Raw genomic sequence first — 22,534 nt, 5'->3', positions numbered from 1 at the left:
GGAGGTACCGCCTAGTGGGCGAGGTCAGTGGCGGTCTCCCCGGCTCGCGGCACGTCGCTGCGCCCGATTGCCCGCATAGTGGACGGCGGCCGGTGGCCGGACATCCGCCTCGAAGCGTTCGTAGGCGTCGACGATCTCCCCGACCAGACGGTGGCGGACCACATCGGCACTGGTGAGGTACGCGATATGGATGTCGTCGATGCCCTGCAGGATCTCGGTCGCGGCCCGCAGACCCGACCGCGAATTGCTGGGCAGATCGACCTGCGTGACGTCACCGGTCACCACGATCTTGGAACCGAAACCCAAGCGCGTGAGGAACATCTTCATCTGCTCGGCCGTCGTGTTCTGCGCCTCGTCCAGAATGATGAACGAGTCGTTGAGCGTGCGGCCACGCATGTAGGCCAGCGGCGCGACCTCGATGACACCGGCCTGCATGAGCTTCGGGATCGCTTCCGGATCCATCATGTCGTGCAGGGCGTCGTAGAGCGGGCGTAGGTAAGGGTCGATCTTCTCGTTGAGCGTGCCCGGCAGGAAGCCCAGCCGTTCCCCCGCCTCGACCGCGGGCCGGGTCAGGATGATGCGGGTGACCTGCTTGGTCTGCAACGCCTGCACGGCCTTGGCCATGGCCAGATACGTCTTACCGGTACCGGCCGGGCCCACCCCGAACACGATGGTGTGCTTGTCGATGGCGTCGACATAGCGCTTCTGGTTGAGCGTCTTGGGCCGGATGGTCTTGCCGCGCCGGGACAGAATGTCGAGGCTCAGCACCTCCGCCGGAGAATCCGAGGAACCCTCGGTGAGCATGGAGTACGTGTGCCGCACCGCCTCCGGTGTCACCACCCGATTGCGCGCGGTGAGCGCGACCAACTGGGCGATGACCCGCTCGGCCAGCGCGACATCGGCGGGCTTCCCGGTCAGCGTGACGGAATTGCCGCGGACATGGATGTCGGCAACGAGAAGGCGCTCGAGTTCACGCAGGTTCTCATCGGCCGAACCCAAGAATCCGAAAACCGACTCCGGTGCCAATTCGATGCTCGAACGAACGGTCCGCCCCGCCGGTCCGGACCCGTTGCCGCCGGCCTCGATGCCAGCGGTGGGAGTGCTCTGATCGCCGATTTCGCCTGGTGTTCTCAAAAGTCGCTATGGCCTGCTTTCCGGTCTCGAAGCCGAGTACGTTGACAGAAGTTTACCGCCGCCCACCGACAACGCCCAGTGAATATGGGGCTACCAGCAGGCGAAACAACCCGGCGTCATGCAACTGCCGCACCCCCGAATCCATTCCGTGGCGCACCGGGGCGATATCAGAGGGCCCGCGTCGCAACCGGATTCGCGATCGGCCCGAACCTAGACTCCCGCTCATGTCCGAAACGTGGATACCGCTGACGCGTTGGGCCTGGACCTGGCCGACCGGGGCGGTCCGGGTGGCCGGAGGCGCGATCCTCCTCATGGTCGGCACGCTCGCACCACTGTTCACAATCGATGATTCCGACCGGGACACCTTCAACCTGTTCGACCTCGGCCGATTGGGGGCGCCCCTCGTTCCGCTGCTGTTCGGCGGGGCTGTCTTGTTGGTGGTGCTGGCGAACGTCTCGGATCGAGCGCTGCCGAACTTGCTGCCGGAACGTTTTCAGACACACCATGGGCTGATCGGACGGTGCTTGCTGGCACTGGCGCTGGCGGAGGCCATCACGCTGGTGCTGGACATCGCGATCGGGTTCGGCGTGGTGCTGTACATCTACGCCGAGCCGCGTACCGGTTTCGTGCGCAGTCGCATCCTCTATCCCGGACCGGCCGAGATGCAATGGGGAATGCTGCTGCTGGTTCTCGGTCTGGTGCTGATCCTGTCGGGAGCCTTCGACCGCTGGCGCGGCGCTACCAACGAGGAGTGAGCGCGCCCAAGGCTCCCAGGGCAACCGCGGCGGCCGTCGAGGTGCGAAGGACGGTGGGGCCCAGGAGGACTGCTTCGGCTCCGGCTTCGGTGAGGGCCTTCAGTTCGGAGTCGTCGAGGCCGCCTTCGGGGCCGACGATGAGGATCACTTCCGCGACACCCTCGAAAGACATTTCGGTCAAACGGGATTCGCCGGACTCGTGCAGGGCGGCGACGATCGCGCCGTTCGACTTCGCGGTGCGGACCAGTTCCAACAGCTCTCGCGTGCTGTGCAGTTCCGCGACATCCGGGATATAAGCGCGGCGGGATTGGCGGGCGGCGGTTTTGGCGGCGGCACGCCATTTCTCGACGCCCTTGCGGGCCTTGGCTTCCCAATTGGAGACGCAGCGCAGGGCCTGCCAGGGGACGATGGCGTCGGCGCCTGCCTCCGTCATGAGTTCGATCGCGAGTTCGGAGCGATCGGATTTGGGGAGGGCCTGGACCACCGTCACCTGCGGGGTCCAGGGCGGTGCTACCCGTTTGGCCAGCACCTTCAGTTCGAGGCGATCCTTTGCGGCCGCAACCACTTCCGAGTCGGCGAGGATCCCGTGCCCGTCGGAGAGCGTGATGGGTTCCCCGACCCGGATGCGGCGTACCGTGGCGGCGTGCCGGCCCTCGGGGCCGTCGAGCACCGCGGTGGCCCCGGGTTCGGGGATGTCGTCGAGGTAGAAGACGGTGGCGGCCAACGGGTCAGCGTCCGCTGAAGGACGCGCGCAGGCGCGCGAACAGTCCCGAATTGTGCTCGGACTGGGCGGTCATCACCTCGGTGTGCTCGTTGAGGCGCGTGCCCTTGTACTTGCGCAGCAGGTCGGACTGCTTGGCGTCGAGCTTGGTCGGCACCACGATGTCGAGGTGCGCGATCAGATCGCCGCGGGAGTTGGCGCGCAGCTTGGGCATGCCGTGGCCGCGCAGCACCTGCGCCTCGCCGGGCTGGGTGCCCGCCGGAATGCTCAGTTCGACCGGGCCGTCGAGGATGGTGTCGACGACGACGGTGGTGCCCAGCGCCGCGTCCACCATGGGAACCCGGATGGTGCAGTGCAGGTCGTCGCCGTCGCGCACGAAGGTGTCGTGCGGCTGCTCGACGATCTCGACGTACAGGTCGCCGGCCGGGCCACCGCCCGGACCGACCTCGCCCTGCGCGGCCAGGCGCACCCGCATACCGTTGGCCACACCGGCCGGGATCGGCGCGGCGATCTCGCGACGCGAACGCACGCGGCCGTCGCCGCCACACTTGCGGCAGGGATCCGGGATGGTCTCGCCCGCGCCACGGCAGGTGGGGCAGGGCCGGGAGGTCATGACCTGGCCGAGGAAGGACCGCTGCACGGTCTGCACTTCGCCCGCGCCGCCACAGGTTTCGCAGCGCACCGGCTTGGAGTTGCCGTTGGTGCCCGCACCCTGGCAGAGGTCGCAGAGGATGGCGGTGTCGACGGTCAGATGCTTGGTGACGCCGACCGCGCACTCCTGCAACGACAGTCGGGTGCGCAACAGTGAATCCGCGCCCGCCTGCACGCGACCGCGCGGCTTGCGCGCGCCGCCGCCGGCGCCGTTCATGCCGCCGAAGAACGCCTCGAAGACGTCGCCCAGGCCACCGAAACCGGCGCCGGAGAAGCCGCCGCCCATGCCGCCGCCGGATTCCAGCGGGTCACCACCCAGATCGACGATGCGCCGCTTCTCCGGGTCGGACAGCACCTCGTAGGCCGAGGAGACCTCACGGAACTTCTCCTGGGCCTCCGGCTCCGGGTTGACGTCGGGATGCAGTTCGCGCGCCAACTTGCGGTAGGCGCGCTTGATCTCCTGGTCGGTCGCGTTGCGTGCGACGCCGAGCAGTGCGTAATAGTCCCGTGCCACTTGTGCTCTCTAGTCCTGTTTCGTCTCGCGCTGGCTCACCGTTCGGCGAGCACTTCACCGATGTATCGGGCGACTGCCGCCACCGAGGCAATGGTCCCCGGGTAGTCCATGCGGGTCGGCCCCAAGACCCCCATCCCTCCGAGCACCGTACCGGGCATCCCGTAACCGGTGGACACCACGGCCGTCCCACGCATCTGCTCAAGCTTGGTTTCCTCGCCGATCTGCACCGTCACGGTACCCGGCACCTGTGCCGCGGCCAGCAGCTTCAGCACGATCACCTGTTCCTCGAGCGCCTCGAGAACGTTCCGCAGCGAACCGGGGAAGCCGTTGCCCGCGAAATCGGAGGCGCTGCGGGTGAGGTTGGCGGTGCCGCCGAGCACCAGGCGTTCCTCCGGATGCTCGACCAGGGTCTCGACCATCACGGTCGAGACCCGGATGAGCACGTCACGCAGCCTGGGCGGGGAGTGTTCGGGGAGTTCGGCGACCGAGGCGGACGCCGAGGCCAGGCGCTTGCCCTCCATGGCCTTGCCGAGCATGCCGCGCAGGGCGGCGAGATCGTCGTCGCTGATCAGGTTGCCGAGATCGACGAGGCGCTGATCGACGCGGCCACTGTCGGTGATCACGACCAGCAGCAGCCGAGCCGGGTTGAGCGCCACCACCTCGATGTGGCGCACGGTCGAGGCCGAGACCGTCGGGTACTGGACCATGGCGACCTGCCGGGTCAGCTGGGCCAGCAGGCGGACGCCGCGGCGCAGCACGTCGTCGAGATCGACGCCGCTCTCCAGGAATTCCATGATCGCCCGGCGTTCCGCATTGGACAGCGGCTTGACCTCGGAGATGTGGTCGACGAACTGCCGGTAGCCCTTGTCGGTGGGGATGCGGCCGGAGGAGGTGTGCGGCTGGGCGATATAGCCTTCGGCCTCGAGGACGGCCATATCATTGCGGACCGTCGCACTGGAGACGCCCAGATTGTGCCGTTCCACCAGGGTTTTGGACCCGATCGGTTCCTTGGTCGCGATGTAGTCCGCCACGATGGCGCGCAGGACCTCGAGCCGCCGTTGCTCGGTGCTCGACATGGGCCCCACCTCCTCATTCGGCATCGGTCACGCGGATTTCCCGGATTATCCACTCCAGTTTAGTTGCCCACGCGCAAGTTGCTGCGCGACCGCCCTCACCGTGGCCCGGTGAGCCAGCCGCCCGGAGTTCCACCGCGCCGCCACTTGATGCCGCATCCGACACTCGGAGTGTGCGGTTCGGGGACGGGTTGCCCGGCGAGCACGAGTTCGACCGCCTGCCGAAGCGCGGAGCCGTCGGCGGGCGCGTTGTTGCCCGGCGTCGCCGCGTCGAAGCGGCCGCGGTATGCGAGGCGGCGGGCTGAATCGTAGAGGAACAGGTCCGGGGTGCACACCGCCTGATAGGTGCGGGCCACCTCCTGTGACGTATCGATCAGGTAGGGGAAGCGGAATCCGGCGCGGCGCGCCTGATCTCGCAGGTGCGCGGCGTCATCGTCGGGATAATCGACGGTGTCGTTGCTGCAGATCGCGACCGTGGCCAGGCCCTGCTCCGCCAATTCCGCTGTCACCGCGCCCAATCCGTGCTCGATGCGGCGCACGTAGGGGCAATGGTTGGACAGGAAGACCACCAGCAGGGCGGGCTCCTTGCCGAAACTGTCGAGCGAGACCTCGGTGCCGTCCACGGCGGGCAGCGTGAATTCGGGTGCGGGCGTGCCGATCGGCACCATGAACGAAGCGAGCGCCATACCCCATTGTCGCCGATCGGAGCCGACTGTCACCGGGGCCGAATTGTCACCGGCCCGCGGCGGCCTCCACCATCGCGGCCACCTCGGCCGGGTGCGAGACGAGGCCGGCGTGGGAGGCATCGATCGAGCCGATGTGCGCGCCCATCCGGTGGGCCATATCCCATTGCGAGGCAGGGGGAATCACGCGGTCGGCGGTGGAGACCAGGTACCAACTGGGGGTGCCGGACCACGACGGCGGACCGGAGGGTTCGAGGTTGGCGGTGAGGGCGAGAGAATGCTGACGGGCGGCCATGTCGGCGGCGGTGGCGGGGTCGACGTCCTGGGCGAAGACATCACGGAAGCTCGCCGGGTCGACGTATGCGTCCAGGTTGGTACCGGCGATGCCCTGCGGATCGGCGACCAGCTTGGGGCGCAGGGCCAAAGTCAGCTGCGACCCCGGATATTGGATGGGATTGATCTCCTCCAGCGCGAACTCGCCCTGGGTCGGCGCGAAAGCCGCTATGTAGACCAGTGATTCGACATTCGCATCGTGGACGTTGCTGATCACCGTGCCGCCGTACGAATGACCCACCAGCACAATGGGACCCGAGATCCCGTCCAGGGTGCGTTGGATTGCCGCCGCGTCATACGCAGGGCCACGCAGCGGATTCTCCGGCGTCACCACGGTGTACCCGTCATCCCGCAGCCGCGCCGCGACCCCATCCCAACTCGTGGAGTCGGCAAAGGCACCGTGCACCAGCACGATCGTCGGAAGCGGGTCGGCGGACGCCTGCCCGGCGGCAACCACCGGCGCGACGGCCAGCACGACCGTCATCGCGCCTGCACGGACGGCCCGCGACACCGATTTCCCAGACCGAGGGCGCGATGACTCCGCGGCCGGGGAGCGCAGCGACCGTGCACGATCGGAGACGGCGGCGGATATGAATGGCTTCGACATGAGATGTCCTCGGGCCGAGGGATATTCGGTGCGCACCAGGTGCGCGGGCCACGGCCTCGAGATCTCCGGCCGCGTAGGACGAAACGGCTGTACGAGCAGGTCGCTTGCCAGTCTAAGCGTCCGGACGCGGGTCTGATCACGACTTCTTCCGCCATTTCCTTCGCGATGCTCAACCCTCCGCGCGGCCGTTCTGCGGCATTTCGCGCGGTTTCTACCGTCATTCCCGCGCGCTTCTGGCCGGAATCCGGCCGCCGCTACGGCGAGATCCCGGCCAACCATGTCGGGACGGCCCGGCCGCCATGTCGGGACGGCCCCGGCCAAGCATGACGGGACGGCAATGCAGACTGCCGGAAGGACCGTGTGGGTCGGCCGGTCGCGGGATCAGGTCAGGAGGGTGCGGACGACGGCGTCGGCCAGGAGGCGGCCGCGGTCGGTGAGGATGAGGTGGTCGCCGGTTAGAACGGCGAGGCCGTCGTCGATGATGCGGTCGGCGGCGCGGCGGCCGTCGGCGTCGAGGTCCGCCATCGGGAGGCCGGTGCGCAAGCGCACGGTGAGCATGACGCGTTCGGTGTAGCGCTCTTCGTCGGTGAGGGATTCCCAGCCGGCGGCAGGGAGACCGCCCGCGATCACTCGATCCGCATAGCGCGCAGGGTGTTTCACGTTCCACCAGCGGGTGCCGCCGACATGGCTGTGCGCGCCCGGCCCGGCACCGAGCCAGTCGCCGCCGTCCCAGTAGCCGAGGTTGTGGCGGCAGCGGGCGGCGTCGGAGGCAGCCCAATTGGAGACCTCGTACCAGTGCAGGCCCGCCGCCTCGAGACGGGTGTCGAGACGTTCGTAGCGGGCGGCGAGCACATCGTCGTCGGGGGCGGGGAGTTCGCCCCTCCGGACCCGGCGGGCCAGCGCGGTGCCGTCCTCGACGATGAGGGAGTAAGCCGAGACGTGGTCGACACCGGCGGAGAGGACGGCATCGATGCTGGCATCGAGGTCGGCGTCGGTCTCACCGGGCGTGCCATAGATGAGGTCCAGGTTGACGTGCTCGAATCCGGCGGCCCGGGCCTCGCGCGCGGCGGCCACAGCCCGGCCCGGAGTGTGGGTCCGGTCCAGGATCTTCAGCACATGCTGGGCCGCGGACTGCATGCCGAGCGAGATACGGGTGTACCCGGCCGCGCGCAGGCGATCGAAGAATTCGGGTGAGGTGGACTCCGGATTGGATTCGGTCGTCACCTCGGCACCGGGAGCAAGCGTGAAGTTCTCCCGAATAGCGTCAAGGACATTCGCCAGCCCGTCCCCACCGAGCAGCGACGGCGTCCCACCCCCGACGAAGACCGTCTCCACCGCCGGAGTCTCCGTCGGCAACGCATCGAATTCCTTTGCAGCCGTAGCAAGTTCACCGCGCAACGCCTCGAACCACGACTGCGGCGACGACGAGCTACCCAACTCCCCGGCCGTGTAGGTGTTGAAGTCGCAATACCCGCACCGCGTCGCACAGAACGGCACGTGAATGTAGATCCCGAACGGCCCACCCCCGAAATCGCGCAGCACCGGCACAAGCGAGTCGTCGGCGGCGGGCAAGCGATCGGGAACGGTCGAGGTCACCCCACCAGTGTGACCGGTTGCCCGCATCACACTGCAGGCAGTAGATGATCCAGACCAGTGTCGTTGCTCAGATAGGTGAGAAAGCCCAGTCAAGTAGGTCACGCAGGTGTGGCACCGCTGTGTTCCGGGACGGTTCCCCGACTTGGGCAAAACAGCCGGGCACAAGCCGGGGACGTGTTGATCGTTCGGCGAATCGAGATCCGCTACGGCAAAGCAGGGAACTGGCAGATCAACTCCCGCTGACCGATACCAGCGACATCGAGTATGTTCTCGTGCGCGTCAACGTTGCGGAGGGAAGGCCGACGGCGTTACGAATCAAAGGTACGTCGGGGGTACACAAGCATCGCGTTCAACCTGAAAGGTTGACAAGTCCTGTGACTGAAAGAGTATCGCGGCACACCATCGGTAGGTCGGATCTGCACGATCTCTCGGGCAGGTTTCAGCAGATACTCGTTCAACTGCTGCCGAAGTTGGCGAACATGCCGGACAAGGTTGCACCACTGATCTCGCGCGCAGAGACCCAGTTCGGTGTGCTCTTGGCGGACGACCCGGACGCCGCCACACTGGAGACGCGACGTGCGGCCCAACTTTCCGCGCAACTCGCCACTGGACTGTTCCGGATTACGAGCCGCCACGCCTCCGGTTCGACGGAACCGGTCGAACTGCGGTTCGGCGACACAACCTACCGCCTTCCATCCGGAGAGAATCATGGTGCGCACCAGGGAAAGTGGCTGTTCGCCTTCTGCTGGGCGCGGATCGCGCGAGACGACGATGCGGCGGGCATATTGGCGCGGTATCCGATGAGCAGACTGCGTGCGACGGGCGATGGTGGCCTGTCCGACGAGTTCAACCATGACTGGGTGGGCATACTGCAGAAAGCGTGGCTCGAGGGTCCGGTCTCGGTCGCGGACCGTACGCCGGCACTCGACACCACGAGTGAATTCGGGGCACAGCGCATCGTCGATCATCTACTCCGACCGCCGATGGAGGTCTTCGACGCGATCGCGTCGAATGACACGACGCGCTTCAACCGGGAACTTGCCAACGCGCTCGAGCTCCATCGGAGTTTCTTCGATTCGACAGAATGGCGTAATGATCCGGCGGGGTTCGTCTCGATTCCGCTCCTCGGCCTGGCCTGCTGGGCGCACGACACGCACATGCGGCTCGAGGTCGAATCCGAGTACATTCCCGCGTATTTCATCGAGGCCCCGGATTGGATGAGCGATCTGGATCAGGCCGAAGCCAAGTAGACCGAGGCACGGGCGACCGGACCGCCAGATGAGCGGCATGGAGCAGAGCCGAGCGCTCTGTCCCGCCAACTCGGTCGGGTGTACGGGATTGATCTTGCGGCTGCCCTCGCTTCGGGGAGAGAAGAGTTGCCCGATCAGCGGCTGGGATTGGGTCTCCCGGAGATCCTGAGCGCGCGTCCGACCGCGAATCCGGGTACATTCCAGAGGATTTCGGCGAGCCGGGTGGAGGCTCCGGGATGCGGATGGGGATCCGATGATCGAGGTGCCGCGGCACGATATCGACGCCAGATCGATTCGAGAGGTGGATGCGGGGTCGGTATCGCCGGTGGTGGCGCGCTCCCGCCGGCAGACGCGGCCGGACGGGCCGAACTTCTCCCGGTCGATGGACGGCACTCTGCTGGCCCGGATGCTGATCTCGGATCCGGCCGCTTTGCGGTCGCGGACCTGGTATTTCGCCCGGGCGACCGAGCAGACGATCACTCGCCGATTCCGGGCGAGCGGCATCGAGTACGGCTTCGACCGGCACGACAAGGTGGCGGGCTGGCGTTCCGCGTTCTGGTGGGCGCTCATCGCCCGCGACTTCGACGCCGTCGGCGAACTGGCCGAGTACCCGATCGAGCGACTACGCGAGTTCGGCGGCGACGCCTTCGACGAATTCCACTACGAGTGGGCCGGACTCCTCCAGCGTGCCTGGCGCTTCGGCCCCAAAACCGCCTACCAGGGCGCCTACGCCCTCGACACCACCACCCGAGTAGGCACCCAACAAACCACCGACCTACTCCTCCGCCCCGCCATCGACGTCTTCGCCCGCCTGGCCGACGGCGACGCCGAAGGCTTCGACTGGCAACTCACCCAAGCCCTCCGCCTCCACCGCATGTTCTTCGACACCGACACCTGGTCCCACGACCCCGAAGCCGTCATCTCCCTCCCCCTCCTAGCCCTGACCTGCTGGGCCCGAGACCTAGGCCACCGCACCACCATCCACTCCCCCTACCTCCCCACCGGCTTCATAGACCGCCCCGACTGGCTCAACTCCCCCGAACTCGCCAACGAACTATCCCTCCTCGAATCCGCCCGAACCCGCCTCACGGGGTAACCGCGTGCACGCGCCCATAGATCGAGAACCGCCTACTCGCCCCCGAAGGTCTTGTCCTTCTTGAGCTTCCCATCCTCATCCCAAGTCTTCACCGCCACGTAATTCCCTTGGTTATCGAACGTCTGCTCCTTCGCCAGTTGCCCATTCGGATGCCATTCACGCCACCGCCCAACAGCGAGGCCGACCCGGCACCGACCCTCGAGTCGCAAAGTTCCGCCTGGATACCACTCCCGTTGTTCGCCATCCTGCAAACCATCTCGGTAGCCGGTCACACCGAGAACCTCACCGGACGCAGTCGTCTCGACCATCTCGCCGGTAAACGATTCGCCTCCGTAGGTAACCAGGGTCACCCCCTCGACCAGCGTCGTTTGCAGCTCTGTCGCATTCGCCCGGGCACAATCCCAGAACTCCGTCGCATCATTCGTCATAGCGATCCCACACATTCGAAGGGGTGCCGGCGGGGTCGAGGAGATTATCGACTCCGGACTCGGTCGACCTGCCGAAGCGCGTGAGCTCGCCCGGATCGATCTCTGTTGCCAGGACTTTGGAAATATCCAGCAGCGCCGCAGCCAGACGGGGTTGATTCGCCGCATAGACGGTCGGTTGCGGACGGCCTCGGAGGTCGTGTGGCATCCAGACATCGAAGTTGGTCACCAGACTTGTCGTCACGTAATCCTCGAAAGCTGCAGTGGTCAGCCGAAACAGATCCTTCTGGACGCTCTCGGAACCACCCCCACCGACCTCACCCACGCAATCGATCGTCGCCCGTACGAACCCGATCTCGCCCGTACCTCGCAATTCGCGAATCAGTCGCGCGAGACGCTCAGCGACCTCAACGGCCGAACACCCTCCGAAGCTGGCAAAGTCGCTGTCCAAGAGTAGATTCCGAGGATGGCCCGCCTCGTGGATTCTTACGTGGATCAGAGGCGCGCCCAGCCCCAGCCGGTGTACAACCAATGCCTGGTGAGCAAGCAGAACGTCACCGAGGCACAGTTCGACGATGTCGTTCTGCTCGTGATCACGTCCCCATACCCAACGGGCGACCGGAGTACTGGCGATCACGACGTTCAAACTTCGCGAGCTCTCGGGGTGAGCACACGAACAGCTCCCCCTCGGGCATTGATCCAGTCCTCCAACTGTGAGCCGGCGAGCGTGCGCTCGACATCGTCCACGACAAGAGTGATCGGCCCGAAGAGAGTGCCTCGCAGGCCTTCGAACACGGTGGCATTGTCCACCGTCACCTTGAACGTATTCTCCTCGACTGTGGCATTGGACAGGTCCGCCCCGCGGAAATCCACATGCAGCAGGGAGGACCCCATGAGGGCAGTCCCTCGAAGTGAAGCGCCGGTAGCGTCAACACCATAAAGGGAGGCGCCGACCAGATTTGCGCCGTCGAGTATCGCGTTTCGCATGACTGCGTCGTCGAGGTTCACGCGGACAAGCGAGGCGTTTCTGAGATCCGCTCCGGCAAAGTCGGCGCCTTGCGCGTCGGATCGATACAACTCAGCGCCGACGAGCTTGGAATTGACGAATCTTGTTCCACTGAAACAGGATTCAGAGAAGTTGCACAATGACAGGTCGGAATCGCCGAGATCGAGCCCGCTGGCGTCCAGTCCGCCCGCCCTCCGCTCGAGCAACCACTCCCGCACCCACGCAGAGGAACCGTTCATGGATAACCGACGGTGGACGTCACTTCGAAGGTGGGTGCTTCTCCGGCAGTTCGGCGGGCAATCTCTTCCTCCCACAGCTGGAAGGTTCTGCTTGTCGTCGACAGAACAAGTGCCCGTTCCTCCGGGGTCATCCGGCCGCGCGTACGGGCTTGGTCTCGGGTGGCCTCAATTACTTCATACAACGCAAAAACGGCGCCGTCGCCTCGGAGATACTCCATACGCTCGTGTTCGACAGCATCGACATACCAGTGTTTGTCACGCCGGAACGAGTCGTGCTCACGCCAGAATCCGTCCGTACTGGGATCCGGCCAGATGATATCGCTTATCGGCGAGTTATCCTCGATGAATTCACCCGTTCGACGATCGACGAAGAAGCCGACTCTTTCGCGGACCGCGTCGGGATGATTCGAGCGTTCCAATCGGTAGGGCCGACCGGCATACTCCCAGAACTCGGTATCGCTATCCATTCGACCCTCTCCCGAAAGCCTCGGTGTACAGCTGACGCGCACGGTGTTCGAGCTGCGCATACAGCGCCTGCTCATCAATTGTAAGCGGCCGACCTTGTTCTTCCGCCAGAGGCTCGAGCACCCTTCGAATCTCATACAACGCGTGCTCGTACTCAGCGACGTCGTCCATGGATTTGAGATGCATACGGAACTCCGAAATATGACCACTAGGCAGCTGGACCAACATCTGGACGTCTCCGTACCCGCTTCCCTGAGGCTCTTCGAAACGGTCTTTCAGCTCAACTATTCGAATATTCTCATCCGTGGCGTCGATGTATGTCTGCAGTTTTTCCAGACCAGCATACAAATCAGAGACCGTATCATACCGAATATAGACGCCGACCAGGTCGGTAAGCCTCGATGGATTGCCTCGATACTTCTTCCCATTGACCTTATCCGCGACCCTGACCTCATCTTTCGGCACCGTCCTAGAATGCAACTCGCCTGTTTCACCGGCAATTCGGGCAGCAAGAGTATTCAAATGATGCTGATTGGATCCCCAACTTTCACTCATCCGGCCAAGATAATCTCGCCGGTACCGCTCGAGTGCTGTCGTGTATTCACGGTATGCCGACTCAGATTGTTCCCGGGGAGGCCGTGGCTCGCGATAATCGGGCTGGGTTACCGGCAGCCTGAGGTCCGAGATCCGCTGCTTGATATCAGTAACCAACTCCCGCTGGCCTTCCGAGATCGGAAAGGGAACGGGTCGAGAGAAGTCGCCGTGTTCGGCAATTACAGACTCGGGACCACGGGTTCGAATTTCATCCACGGTTTCGGTCACGATCTGCATCGCCTCGGACTGTCGAAGCGTGCTGAGTAACGCCTGGGGACGTTTCAGAAGCGCGGACTCGAGGTACGGGGTTGCAATCAGAGTTCGCACGAAGTCCGGATTTCGCTCCATGAGCACCGTGATGGCATCACCGAGCCGCATCCGCTGCCCGTCGATTTCGATCAGGCCACGCGGGTTCTCGTCACTGATCCGGTTCGCCTGATCGATTGCCTCGCGTACGTCAACGCGATCGAGATACCGACCGAGATCGACAGCGCCAGGGCCAGGGCCGGTGACGTTATCTCCGGGTGAAGCGACATCTACTGCTCGAACGTCGTCTGGTCCGGCCAGGTCCCGTCCTGGCGACTCCGGAACTCGGCCCACGACACCGCGCTCGCCGACGTCGAGTCGGTTGGCGTGTACCTCAGGGTTTGTTTGTTGATGGTGAGCGGGTGTTCCGTTGTCGGGGTGGGCGGTTCGGTCAGGGATTCGATTCGGATCCGGTACTCGATCGTGTCCACCGTCTCCTGGGTTCGGTGCATGATCACGCGCTCCCGGTGCGGGAAGATCTGGCCGCCCATCAGTGGGGAGCCGGTCTCCTTGTGGCGCGTGTATTCCTCGGCCACCGTTGCTAGAGCCCAGCTCGGGTAATTGAATACCGTCCCGGTCTGGGAATCGACCACCAGCGCTGTCAGTCCCAGCCCCTGGCCGGCCGCCTCCTCCTCCGGTGTGAGCCTCATCCGGCAGACCCAGCCGTACGGGAACTCCAGCATCGACCATTCCGATCGGTCGGGAAAGATCTGAGCCAGGTACTGCTCCGCCTGCTCCCGCGTGCGGATCTCCGGCATGAACTCCTCCTTCGACGGGTGAAACGGACATGAAGCGCAAACTCGCCGACCTATCGACAAGTACCTGCGGCGGATGGTCGGACATCATGCCGGACTGCGGATCCCACCAGACGGGTTCCTTTGCGCCATGCGGGAATACGACAACGGTGGCGTGACTGCCATCGATCTTCGGAGATCCGTCAGCCTGATAGAGAATCTGCCCGTTGTCACCTCGCTCGTGCCACTCGTTCACAACAAGTGCCGAAGAACCCTCGCCAAGGCCCTTGATGTAGTCGTGCAGGTCGGAGAACTGCCCAGGAACAGTCGGACTGGACTCGTTGAACGCCTGCCACTTTCCGCCGAGGAAATTCGCAGCGCGTTCGAGTCCATTCAGTTCGCCCGATTTGTTGTCGATCCCGCCGCCGGGCAGCCGGTCGAGCCATCGTGGAAGCGCAACCTGTGGATCGGCGTAGAACGATGCGATTGCCGCGAGCGCGTTGTCCAGGCAGTTGTTGGATCGACCTGGGTTATGGGGTCCGTGGTCGTTGACCAGGGTGCCATACGGATTCGTTCGCGGATCCGCACAAATCAGGAAGCGGTTGCCGTCGCGGAGAGCGTCACGGACCACATGTTGATAGGTGGGATCCTCCAATCCCGCCAGCCGACCGCCGCCGAGGGTGCGCGTTCCGTCCAGGCCACGGAACCGCGCGGGGGTGTTCGCAATCGCGATGTCATCGCTGAGCAGACGGAGTTCGGGGTGGGTCAGGGGGGCCATGTGCTGGGAGGGGTCTAGGCCCAGGTGGGTCCGGAGTTCTCGGGCTGCTGCGGAGAGAGGGGCGTCGGGGTGCCAGGGGCTGTTGGGGTGGGTGGTGATGTGGATGTTGAGGTTGGCGGTGGTGGGGTCGGGGGTGTGGGCGAGGTCTACTACGAGGGTGTCGCCGGAGAGGAGTTTTTGGCCTCGGTTGAAGGTGAGGTCGGTTGCCAGTTGGGCTCGCTCCCAGACTCTTTCGAGGTGGGCGGGGGTTACTGTGCCGTCGTGGGTGACCGTGACCTTGATGCGGACTACTGCCGCGTGGGAGTTGGGGGTGAGGGGGTGGCGGGTGAAGTCGAAGGTGGGTGGGGAGGTTGGGGAAAGTTCGGGGCGGACGGGGGTGGGGTGGCCGGTTTCGGGAGGCTGGGTGCGGGACCATTCGCGCCAGGTGCGGGCGTTGGCGGCCTGGTTGAGGGACTCGCGTGGGAGGGAAGGGAGGAGGGATTCCAGGGGGTGGGACCGTTGTGGATCATGCTGTTGGGGAGCATGTTCGGGGGTTGGGCGCGGCTCGTCGGCGGGGGTGCGGTGGGGAGGAGCTGGCTCCGGGCGCGGCTGGTCGGCCGAGTTGTGTTGGGGCGGCAGGGGTTCCGGGTGCGGCTCGGGCGGGTGCAGTGGTTGAGGGGGAGTTGATTCGGGGGCGCGGTAGCGCAGCCATGGTGCGTCGGGCTGGTTGGGGGACGCATCGGGAGTGTGAGGCGGGACGGGTTGGTCGGGGCCCGGGGCATCGTTGTGGGGGTGCGGCGACGGGTCGATGGGTGGGGCAGGTTGCGGGGTGGGTGTCGTGGGTTCGGGTTGGTGCGGCGGGAGTGGCTGCGGCAGAACATGATCGGGCGTTGGCGGCGGGACGAGATGGTCCGGCAGCGGGTTTAACACGGCATGGTCCGGCAGCGGATTCAGCACTACATGATCAGGCAGCGGGTTCAGCACCGCATGGTCGGATACCACGGGTGGTGTGGTGCGGTCGGGGGTTGGGTGCGGCGCGACCGGGTCGGGAGGCGAGAGCGGGGTTACTCCGTGGTCTGGTCGGTCTCCCGTGCGATCTTCCGCAGTTCCGCCTCGCCCCAGGCTTGCCAGATCTTCTTCTGTTCCTCGGTCGGTTCGGGGCGGCCCTGGGCGTTCAGTTCCGCTCTGCGGGCTTCCATCTCCTCGAGATCCTTCTGATACTCGGGGCTGTTGTTGGACTGCTTCAAAGTCGGGCCGAGCTTCTCCAAAGCGATCCGACGCATTTCCTCCGGACTGATAGGCATCGTGGCCCCTTCCGAGATCGATCAGGTTGATGACGTACTTGTCCATGTACGGATTCGGTCCCGGCTCGAACGACCGGCTCTTCACGAAAAACTGGGTGCCGGGCGGGAATACGACCTCGTCCTGGTTGAGGCTGGCCCACGAGATGTCTTTGCCGGACCGGGATTTGATCACCAGTTCGACATTTCCGCCGGCCATCGACGAGATTTTGTCCGATGACGCGAAGCCTGGGTCGACAGTGAGCGGGCCTGGGCGTTTCGGGTCGTAGTAGTCGAGAAATCGAGCCAATTCCGTAGGGTCATCGATACGCAGAGAGCGGAAGACCACTCCCTCGTGGTCCGGGAGCTTGTTGTAGGCGTTGACCAGTGCACGCATTTCCAGGTCGTGCTGGGCCAGCAACGCGGTTTCGCCGTCTCGGGCAGCACGATTCAGTGGCTCGTTCAGAGTCATGAACTGGTTGCGGCGGATGAGGTCGAGTTCCGGGTCGGAGAGGCGGGCGAGTTCGGGGTGGGTTGCGGCGTTGCGGGCGCGGATGTCTCGGGCCTCGGCGGTCGCGGGGTGGTGCTGGGCGTACTCGTGGGCGACTGTCGGATCGTGGTAGTCGGGGTTGGCGAAGTAGGGCTTGTCGGCGACCGGGAGCTGCGGCCAGTAGCGGTCGGCGGCGTGCCCTGGTTCGGGCAACGACAGCCCTTCACCACGGGCTGGACTCGGCCCGGGATGGGCTGGGCTCGCGCCTGGGTGCGGTGGATTCCCGCTGGAGTGGGGCGCACCGGCCGGGAGGTTAGACGCGCGGTCCCCCGACGGTACTGCCGATGCGTGGTCGCCTGACTGTGACATCGGCGTGCGCTCACCGAGAGCAGCTGTAGGCACAGCACGATCGGTCGGCGAAATGGCATGTCCCGGTGCGGGCATGCCACGTTCACCAAGCTCTCGGCCCGTTTGCACCGCAGGCCCGCGGTCACCCGATTGCGCGGCGGGTGCGCGATCACCCGACTGCACAGCAGCCGAACGGTCGCTCGACGGTCCGGCAGAAGCACGGTCGCTCGACGAACCCGCAGGCGCACGGTCGCCCGGTTGCGGGGCGGGGGTGCGGTCCGGCGGCTGTGCGGCGGGGGCGCGTTCGACCGGTTGCGCGGCAGGGGCGCGGTCCGGCGGCTGTGCGGCGGGTGAGCGGTCGGCTGATGTTGGGATTGGTGAGCGGTCGGGGGCGGAAGTTGTTGTGGGATGGGGTGTTCCGGCGGCCGAGTGAGGAGTGGCTGGTGTTGAGGCGGAGACGGGTCCGACAGGGGCGGCGGAGCCGGGAGAGCCGGCGGGACCGGCGGGGCCGACAGTCGCGGCGGGACCGGCCGAGGAGCCGGGGGTCGGGGTTGCGTTCGGGGACGAATCCGGTGCGGGCATTCGGGTGTCGGGGGTGAGATGTGGATCCGTACCCGAATGCGGTTGGGGGGTGAGGGAAGTGCCGGAGTTGGGTGGAGCGGCTGTCGAGGCGGATGCGGCGAGGGTGGACGGGTCGGCTTGGTGGGCACCGGGGCTCGGCACCGCAGGTTCGGGCGGGTTGTGGGCGGGAAGCGCGGATGGTGTTGGGGCGGGGTGTACTTCGCCGACAGGGGCGATGTCGGCTCCGGGGGTGCCGCCGCCGTGGGGTTTGGCGAGGAAGCCGCCGCCTGCGCCGTCGGCGATGTGGGTGAATTCGATGGGTTGGCCGGTGGCGGCGGCGAGGGTGGTGGAGGCGGCGGCGTTGCCGATGAGGTTGGCGGGGATTTGGGTGATGCCTTGGCCGGTGAGGGTGACTGCGGCGGTGGTGACGCCGGCGGCCTTGTCGCCGAGGGCGGCTCCGACTTTGTCCGATACGGAGGTGGTGAAGTCGTCGAGTTTCTTGCCGACGGCGGGTGCGACGACGTGTTCGGCGATCGGGCCCGCGACGCCGCCTGCCAGGGCTCCGGCGCCGGCGGAGGTGCCGACCTGGCCCCAATCGATCTGCTCGCGGTTGCCCATGGCGACCTGGACGCGCTGGGCGGTCAGGTCGACGGTGCTGCCGAAACCCGCGCCGATGACCGCGTTCTTCGCGACGCTGAGGGTGAGGGTCGAGGCGGCCTCGGTGCCGAGTTTGGCCGCTACTTCCAGGCCGACGCGTTCGGCCAGGAAGGTCGCGCCCTTCAGCGCGAGCCGGTCGATCAGTTCGAGGATCGTCTTGCGGATCAGCAGCTTCACCGCGGCCGCCGCGGCAAGGTCGACGGCTTCGCCGACACCGGGAATGAACGCCATGGCGACCATCGCCGCCAGTGACGTCCAGATGGTCAGCTTCGCGAATTCGATGTCGGTAGCACCGTGTTCGAGTTGTTTGGCGAAGCTGTCACAGATGGTGACGAGTTTCGCGAGCTCGCTGGCGTCGCCGCCGCCGATCTCCTGCCAGTAGGTGGTCATGGCGGCGTGGATGCGGCCGTCGATGGCGGCGAGGGCATCGTTCATCGTCGACTCGGCGGGCTGTTGTAGACCCTGCAGCGAATCGGACATGGTGGACCAGTGATCGGCGAGGCGGCGCATGGCATCCTCGTCGCCCTCGGGCCAATGGCCGGCGAGGAAGTCCAGCAGGAAGCCTGGAACCGGGGGCCGCGTCAATGTCATGCAGTCACCCCCGTCAGACCTCGTTCCGCTTGTCGATCAGAGGCTCTGCGTTGGCCTTGTCCTGGGTGCGCAGACCGGTCGCGACGGTGCTGACGCGGTCGCCGGTGCCCTTCATCAGGGTCATGAGCTGAGCCAACCGCGAAAGCGCCTGGCCCACACCGCCATCCGCATCGCTCTGGGGGTACTTGGCCTCGAAGGATTTGCCGGGCGCGTCACCGCCCCAACAGTGTCCCTCGGAGCCGATACCACTTTTCAGGGTCTGCAAGGCGGTGTTGACCTCGTCGCCGAGCTGCTCGAATCGAGGTGCGACGGCGTGCAGGCGATCGGGATCGGACCACAGGTCGGTCATCGCTCGGCCTTTCCGGCGGGCCCATCCGCGACCGGCGGCAAGGTCGAGGGTGCGAATTGCTCGCGCAATTCCCTCAGATTCGGTGCGCCCGGGATGATCTCGCTCAGGTCCGCCATGCCGTCGACGATTGCCTGAACGGGCTGCATGACCTGTGCGCGGGCCTGCGATGCCGCTTCTACGCCGCCGCGGATCGTCGTATTCAATTCGGCCGTCAACTGTTTCGGCGTGCACCGCCCGAAGGCGTCGTCGGCGATGCTGATCTCGGTGACCATCCCGGATGCGTTGACGGTGATCCGCGCGAGCCCGCTCGGGGTGGTCGCGTGCACCTTCAATGCGGCCAGCTTGGCGTGAATGTCGCCGATCTCCGCCATCTCGCGGTCGAAATCGGCCTGTGCGGACTCCAGGGCCGACTTCAAGGAGGCATTGGCGGAACGGATTTCATCGCGTTCCCACTGCTCCATGCTGTTCACCACCCATCTCGATTTCGATCTTCACGCCGTCCGGACGGACCGTGGTGACCGCCGGAGGCATTGCCGCCGGGCCGGTTTCGCCGACGGGACCGGGTGCGGAGGGTTCCGCACGCGCCACCGCGCGGGGCGGGACGGCCCGAGGCCGGAGGCCGGGTTCGTCGGTCCAGAGCGGACGCGGGGGCGCGATGCTGCCTCGCGCGGATTCACTCTCGGCGGGCTTGGCCGCAGCACCTGCCGCGCCCATGCCCATCGGTAGGCCGGACGAAGGCTGTTGGTAGACGGTGTTGTCCGCGGCCGCCGCGTGGTGGGCGTCGACAGGTGCCGGGTGGGCGGCAGCGCTCTGCGGGTCGGTATCGCTGCCGGACTTGGATTCCGAGGCCGCCGCCGTGGTGGACGGGTCGGATTCCGCTGTCAGAACCGGCTTTCCATCCTTGATGGCGAGGGTATAGCGCTGGGTCTTGCCATCCGGGGTGGTGAGAGCGGCGGTCAGCGCCTCGTCGCCCGAGCGGGTCAGGACGAGTCGGCCACCGGGAAGGTTGACGCCGAAGAGTTGGCCGGGGAGCGGCGCGCCAGGGGCAACCGGCACGGCAGGCCCCGGAACGGTGGAAGTCCCTGGAACGGAAGGTGTTTCGCCTGAAGCGCCAGGATTCGTGCCCGCGGCGGCGGTCTTGGTGAGACCTTCCAGCGTCGAGGTGAGCTGCGAGAAGCCCTGCTGGAGGAACTGTCCCGCGCCACCGGCGACGGAGTTCAGCGTGGAGAGCAGGTCCGGCCCCGCGGTCGACGCGGGCAGCGTGGGCGCAACCGGCACGGCGGAAGCCGGAACGGTGGCGTCCGGCAGCGCGGCGGCCGGGCTCGTCGGCAGCGCCGCTCCCCCACCGCCGCCCAGCCCGCCGCCACCCGACATGCCGCCGGACGGCGCCCAACCACCTTGCGCACCGGTGTCTTTCGGCATCGGCGGAGCATCGATCTGCCCGACCTTGCCGAGCGCGTCGGTGGCCACGCCGAGATACCCCTTGATGGCGGTGTCGGTCTCCGCGCATAGCGTCGAGTACGCACGGAAGTAGCCTTCGGCACTCTCCTTGAAATGCTGGGTCCAGACCTTGCACAGATTCTGGGCGGCATCGTCGAACTTGGTCATGCCCGCGATCGTCGAGTCGGCATTGATCGCGCCATCGCCGTAGTCCGGGTTGTAGTGCGGCAGACGCGCTCCGGGCCCGAACGCCCCACTGTCGGCGATCTCCTGAATCTTCCGACGTGCATTGTCGCCGATACCGATTCGCTTGGCGTACTGGATGATCAGGGAGACATCGTCATTGCCCGCGGCGACGTCATCCTGGTCGGCGGTGTGCCTGCGACCGTCGCCATTGCCCATGCTGACGCCGTTGATCCGCCGGACATTGTCGAGCTTGGCGAAGGCGGCGGCCTTGCGTTGGACGCAACTCTTGACCTCGTCCACGACCGCGGACAGCACGCCGGGCACGACCTGCACGGTGTCGTAGGCATCGTCCGCCCAGCCACCTAGCCCGGACAGCTTGGCACGCGCGGTTTCTCCGGAGTTCCCCTGCCAATGGTCGGCGAGGCGTTGCGTCGCCTGCTGGTGGTCACCGCGCGCCCCGTCGATTCTGGGCAGCATGTCCTGAACGCGTTGCCCGGCACCGAAAAGGCGGTTCATTCGCATGCCGCGCTGCTGGTAGTAGAGCTCTTTCATGCCGCCCTGTTTCAGTGCGGGCAGGTCGGCCGCGCCGCCGGCCTGCTCGTAGCGAGCCCGGACCAGTTCGAACCATTCGAGTCCGCCCTTGGCGGCGTCGAGGATCTCGTCCACGTCCCGGTTCGGGTCGTACACACCGCCGTTGTCCGACCTGACGGCCGTGTCGACGGCCACGTCGTCGGGACCGTGCGCGCCGTACCCCGCCCAGACGGCCGTCGCCTGATCGCCGTTGCCGTGCACGGTGACCCAGGCCGCGTCATTACCCGTACCCAATCCGATCGGCGTACTGTCCGTCACACCGATCACTTCCCGTCGATGGTCAGGCCGCCGGTGCCGTCGAACCCGATGGCCGCGATATCGCCCGAGAACTGCTCGTCGGTGGATTGCACCGTGCCGGCGCTGTGTTGCAGTGCCTTCTCGAACGCCTCGCACGCCGAGGCCCACTTCCGCACGACCTCGGTGAGATGGCCGAATCCAGCCGCGATCGCGTGCGCTTCCTCGGCGTAGTGGTCCCCCAGATCGCCCGGACCGTTATAGGTCCCGACAGCGAACATGTCGTTCCAGGAACCGGCCGCCGCACCCAGCGCCGTCGCGGCCGATTGGAACGAATCCGCCTGCTGGCGAACACCTTCCGGGCTCATATCCAGCCAGTCGGTCATCCGCGCCACCTCGCCTCGTCGGCGGCGGTCCAATCGGTGGGCAGCACGAAGGCGTCGCGACGCCCGGTCCCGGTACGCAATGCGGCGTCCTGTCGGCGCAGCCGGACCTGCTCGTCCCGCGATACCTGTTCGGCTACCGATTCAGCTCGCACCGACTCGGCGGTGATCTTTACCGACTCGGCTGCGACGCGTGACCGCTCCCCGAGCTGCCGCATGGCCGCCCTGGCGGCCGCGTCGATCTCGCCTATGCGCTGATCGAACCGATCGACGGCCGCCAGATTCGCTTGCCGGACGGCCTCGATACGGGCATTCCAGTCCACAGCCCCTCCCGCTGGTTCTCCGTGTTTGCACGATCATTGCAGATGATCGAATACGGTGACCCCCGCGGTGAAACTTCGCACCCCTTGAACAGTGGTGATAGCCAGCCGACGAATACATGCCAACCGGTTGCTCGCATCCGAGCTTCAGGAACCGCGACCGAG

The 22,534-nt window shown here is 66.0% G+C and carries 20 protein-coding genes; 3 read left to right on the top strand and 17 right to left on the bottom strand.

Annotated features, from left to right (window positions below; all coding sequences use genetic code 11):
* Positions 1-24: 24 nt before the first annotated feature.
* Positions 25-1,086: a PhoH family protein gene (locus ACFXHA_RS27360; protein ID WP_379361632.1), complete on the bottom strand. Its 1,062-nt coding sequence runs from the start codon at positions 1,084-1,086 to the stop codon at positions 25-27.
* A gap of 272 nt (positions 1,087-1,358) precedes the next feature.
* Between ACFXHA_RS27360 and ACFXHA_RS27355 the strand changes: the two genes are divergently transcribed.
* Entirely contained in the window at positions 1,359-1,889 is a 531-nt protein-coding gene (locus ACFXHA_RS27355) for a hypothetical protein (protein ID WP_379361567.1), read from the top strand.
* On the opposite strand, the gene ACFXHA_RS27350 is transcribed toward ACFXHA_RS27355, so the two are convergent.
* The 6 genes from ACFXHA_RS27350 to hemW form a co-directional block, all read right to left on the bottom strand.
* On the bottom strand, positions 1,873-2,613 hold the full coding sequence (locus ACFXHA_RS27350; protein ID WP_379361565.1) for a 16S rRNA (uracil(1498)-N(3))-methyltransferase: 741 nt from the start codon (positions 2,611-2,613) through the stop codon (positions 1,873-1,875). The genes ACFXHA_RS27355 and ACFXHA_RS27350 overlap by 17 nt on opposite strands.
* A 4-nt stretch (positions 2,614-2,617) precedes the next feature.
* Positions 2,618-3,775, bottom strand: a complete 1,158-nt coding sequence (dnaJ, locus tag ACFXHA_RS27345; RefSeq protein ID WP_379361563.1) for a molecular chaperone DnaJ — start codon at positions 3,773-3,775, stop codon at positions 2,618-2,620.
* A gap of 35 nt (positions 3,776-3,810) precedes the next feature.
* Entirely contained in the window at positions 3,811-4,851 is a 1,041-nt protein-coding gene (hrcA, locus tag ACFXHA_RS27340) for a heat-inducible transcriptional repressor HrcA (protein WP_379361561.1), read from the bottom strand.
* Positions 4,852-4,946: 95 nt separating this feature from the next.
* The gene (locus ACFXHA_RS27335) at positions 4,947-5,534 is read right to left on the bottom strand and encodes a thioredoxin family protein (RefSeq protein ID WP_379361559.1); all 588 of its coding nucleotides are present in this window, start codon (positions 5,532-5,534) and stop codon (positions 4,947-4,949) included.
* 46 nt (positions 5,535-5,580) lie between these two features.
* Entirely contained in the window at positions 5,581-6,348 is a 768-nt protein-coding gene (locus tag ACFXHA_RS27330; protein ID WP_379361630.1) for an alpha/beta fold hydrolase, read from the bottom strand.
* 504 nt (positions 6,349-6,852) lie between these two features.
* Positions 6,853-8,094, bottom strand: coding sequence for a radical SAM family heme chaperone HemW (gene hemW / locus ACFXHA_RS27325; protein ID WP_379361557.1), 1,242 nt, complete (start codon positions 8,092-8,094; stop codon positions 6,853-6,855).
* Positions 8,095-8,186: 92 nt separating this feature from the next.
* On the opposite strand from hemW, the gene ACFXHA_RS27320 reads away from it, so the two are divergent.
* A complete protein-coding gene (locus tag ACFXHA_RS27320) occupies positions 8,187-9,317 on the top strand; it encodes an immunity 49 family protein (protein WP_379361555.1) in 1,131 nt (376 codons plus the stop codon).
* A gap of 253 nt (positions 9,318-9,570) precedes the next feature.
* The gene (locus ACFXHA_RS27315) at positions 9,571-10,413 is read left to right on the top strand and encodes an immunity 49 family protein (protein WP_379361553.1); all 843 of its coding nucleotides are present in this window, start codon (positions 9,571-9,573) and stop codon (positions 10,411-10,413) included.
* 32 nt (positions 10,414-10,445) lie between these two features.
* On the opposite strand, the gene ACFXHA_RS27310 is transcribed toward ACFXHA_RS27315, so the two are convergent.
* The 10 genes from ACFXHA_RS27310 to ACFXHA_RS27265 are packed head-to-tail and all read right to left on the bottom strand — an operon-like array spanning position 10,446 to position 22,372.
* The gene (locus tag ACFXHA_RS27310) at positions 10,446-10,841 is read right to left on the bottom strand and encodes a toxin-antitoxin system YwqK family antitoxin (RefSeq protein WP_379361551.1); all 396 of its coding nucleotides are present in this window, start codon (positions 10,839-10,841) and stop codon (positions 10,446-10,448) included.
* Positions 10,831-11,475, bottom strand: a complete 645-nt coding sequence (locus ACFXHA_RS27305; RefSeq protein ID WP_379361549.1) for a hypothetical protein — start codon at positions 11,473-11,475, stop codon at positions 10,831-10,833. Before ACFXHA_RS27305 ends, ACFXHA_RS27310 begins: the two co-directional genes overlap by 11 nt.
* A 5-nt stretch (positions 11,476-11,480) precedes the next feature.
* Positions 11,481-12,062, bottom strand: coding sequence for a pentapeptide repeat-containing protein (locus ACFXHA_RS27300; protein WP_379361547.1), 582 nt, complete (start codon positions 12,060-12,062; stop codon positions 11,481-11,483).
* Positions 12,063-12,079: 17 nt separating this feature from the next.
* Positions 12,080-12,550 (bottom strand): hypothetical protein, encoded by a 471-nt coding sequence (locus ACFXHA_RS27295; RefSeq protein ID WP_379361545.1) that lies wholly within the window; start codon positions 12,548-12,550, stop codon positions 12,080-12,082.
* Complete coding sequence (locus tag ACFXHA_RS27290) at positions 12,543-18,866, bottom strand: toxin glutamine deamidase domain-containing protein (protein ID WP_379361543.1); 6,324 nt, start codon at positions 18,864-18,866, stop codon at positions 12,543-12,545. The genes ACFXHA_RS27295 and ACFXHA_RS27290 overlap by 8 nt, the downstream gene beginning before the upstream one ends.
* A gap of 13 nt (positions 18,867-18,879) precedes the next feature.
* Positions 18,880-19,215: a WXG100 family type VII secretion target gene (locus tag ACFXHA_RS27285; RefSeq protein ID WP_379361541.1), complete on the bottom strand. Its 336-nt coding sequence runs from the start codon at positions 19,213-19,215 to the stop codon at positions 18,880-18,882.
* On the bottom strand, positions 19,212-19,676 hold the full coding sequence (locus ACFXHA_RS27280; protein ID WP_379361539.1) for a YbaB/EbfC family nucleoid-associated protein: 465 nt from the start codon (positions 19,674-19,676) through the stop codon (positions 19,212-19,214). Before ACFXHA_RS27280 ends, ACFXHA_RS27285 begins: the two co-directional genes overlap by 4 nt.
* Positions 19,654-21,690 (bottom strand): hypothetical protein, encoded by a 2,037-nt coding sequence (locus ACFXHA_RS27275; protein ID WP_379361537.1) that lies wholly within the window; start codon positions 21,688-21,690, stop codon positions 19,654-19,656. The genes ACFXHA_RS27280 and ACFXHA_RS27275 overlap by 23 nt, the downstream gene beginning before the upstream one ends.
* Positions 21,691-21,695: 5 nt before the next feature.
* On the bottom strand, positions 21,696-22,052 hold the full coding sequence (locus ACFXHA_RS27270) for a hypothetical protein (RefSeq protein WP_379361535.1): 357 nt from the start codon (positions 22,050-22,052) through the stop codon (positions 21,696-21,698).
* Positions 22,049-22,372, bottom strand: a complete 324-nt coding sequence (locus ACFXHA_RS27265; RefSeq protein ID WP_379361533.1) for a hypothetical protein — start codon at positions 22,370-22,372, stop codon at positions 22,049-22,051. Before ACFXHA_RS27265 ends, ACFXHA_RS27270 begins: the two co-directional genes overlap by 4 nt.
* Between the last annotated feature and the right edge of the window lie 162 nt (positions 22,373-22,534).

The sequence above is a fragment of the Nocardia sp. NPDC059240 genome, assembly GCF_042753865.1.
Classification (GTDB): domain Bacteria; phylum Actinomycetota; class Actinomycetes; order Mycobacteriales; family Mycobacteriaceae; genus Nocardia.
The sequence above is the reverse complement of the archived record's forward strand: the minus strand, read 5'-3'. Positions and strand labels throughout refer to the sequence as shown.

Excerpts from the sequence above, each read along its gene's own strand:
- ACFXHA_RS27355 (WP_379361567.1), top strand. The coding sequence starts at position 1,359 with ATGTCCGAAACGTGGATACCGCTGACGCGTTGGGCCTGGACCTGGCCG.
- hrcA (WP_379361561.1), bottom strand. The coding sequence starts at position 4,851 with ATGTCGAGCACCGAGCAACGGCGGCTCGAGGTCCTGCGCGCCATCGTG.
- ACFXHA_RS27335 (WP_379361559.1), bottom strand. The coding sequence starts at position 5,534 with ATGGCGCTCGCTTCGTTCATGGTGCCGATCGGCACGCCCGCACCCGAA.
- ACFXHA_RS27330 (WP_379361630.1), bottom strand. The coding sequence starts at position 6,348 with ATGACGGTCGTGCTGGCCGTCGCGCCGGTGGTTGCCGCCGGGCAGGCG.
- hemW (WP_379361557.1), bottom strand. The coding sequence starts at position 8,094 with ATGCGGGCAACCGGTCACACTGGTGGGGTGACCTCGACCGTTCCCGAT.
- ACFXHA_RS27315 (WP_379361553.1), top strand. The coding sequence starts at position 9,571 with ATGATCGAGGTGCCGCGGCACGATATCGACGCCAGATCGATTCGAGAG.
- ACFXHA_RS27310 (WP_379361551.1), bottom strand. The coding sequence starts at position 10,841 with ATGACGAATGATGCGACGGAGTTCTGGGATTGTGCCCGGGCGAATGCG.
- ACFXHA_RS27295 (WP_379361545.1), bottom strand. The coding sequence starts at position 12,550 with ATGGATAGCGATACCGAGTTCTGGGAGTATGCCGGTCGGCCCTACCGA.
- ACFXHA_RS27290 (WP_379361543.1), bottom strand. The coding sequence starts at position 18,866 with ATGACATTGACGCGGCCCCCGGTTCCAGGCTTCCTGCTGGACTTCCTC.
- ACFXHA_RS27285 (WP_379361541.1), bottom strand. The coding sequence starts at position 19,215 with ATGACCGACCTGTGGTCCGATCCCGATCGCCTGCACGCCGTCGCACCT.
- ACFXHA_RS27280 (WP_379361539.1), bottom strand. The coding sequence starts at position 19,676 with ATGGAGCAGTGGGAACGCGATGAAATCCGTTCCGCCAATGCCTCCTTG.
- ACFXHA_RS27270 (WP_379361535.1), bottom strand. The coding sequence starts at position 22,052 with ATGACCGACTGGCTGGATATGAGCCCGGAAGGTGTTCGCCAGCAGGCG.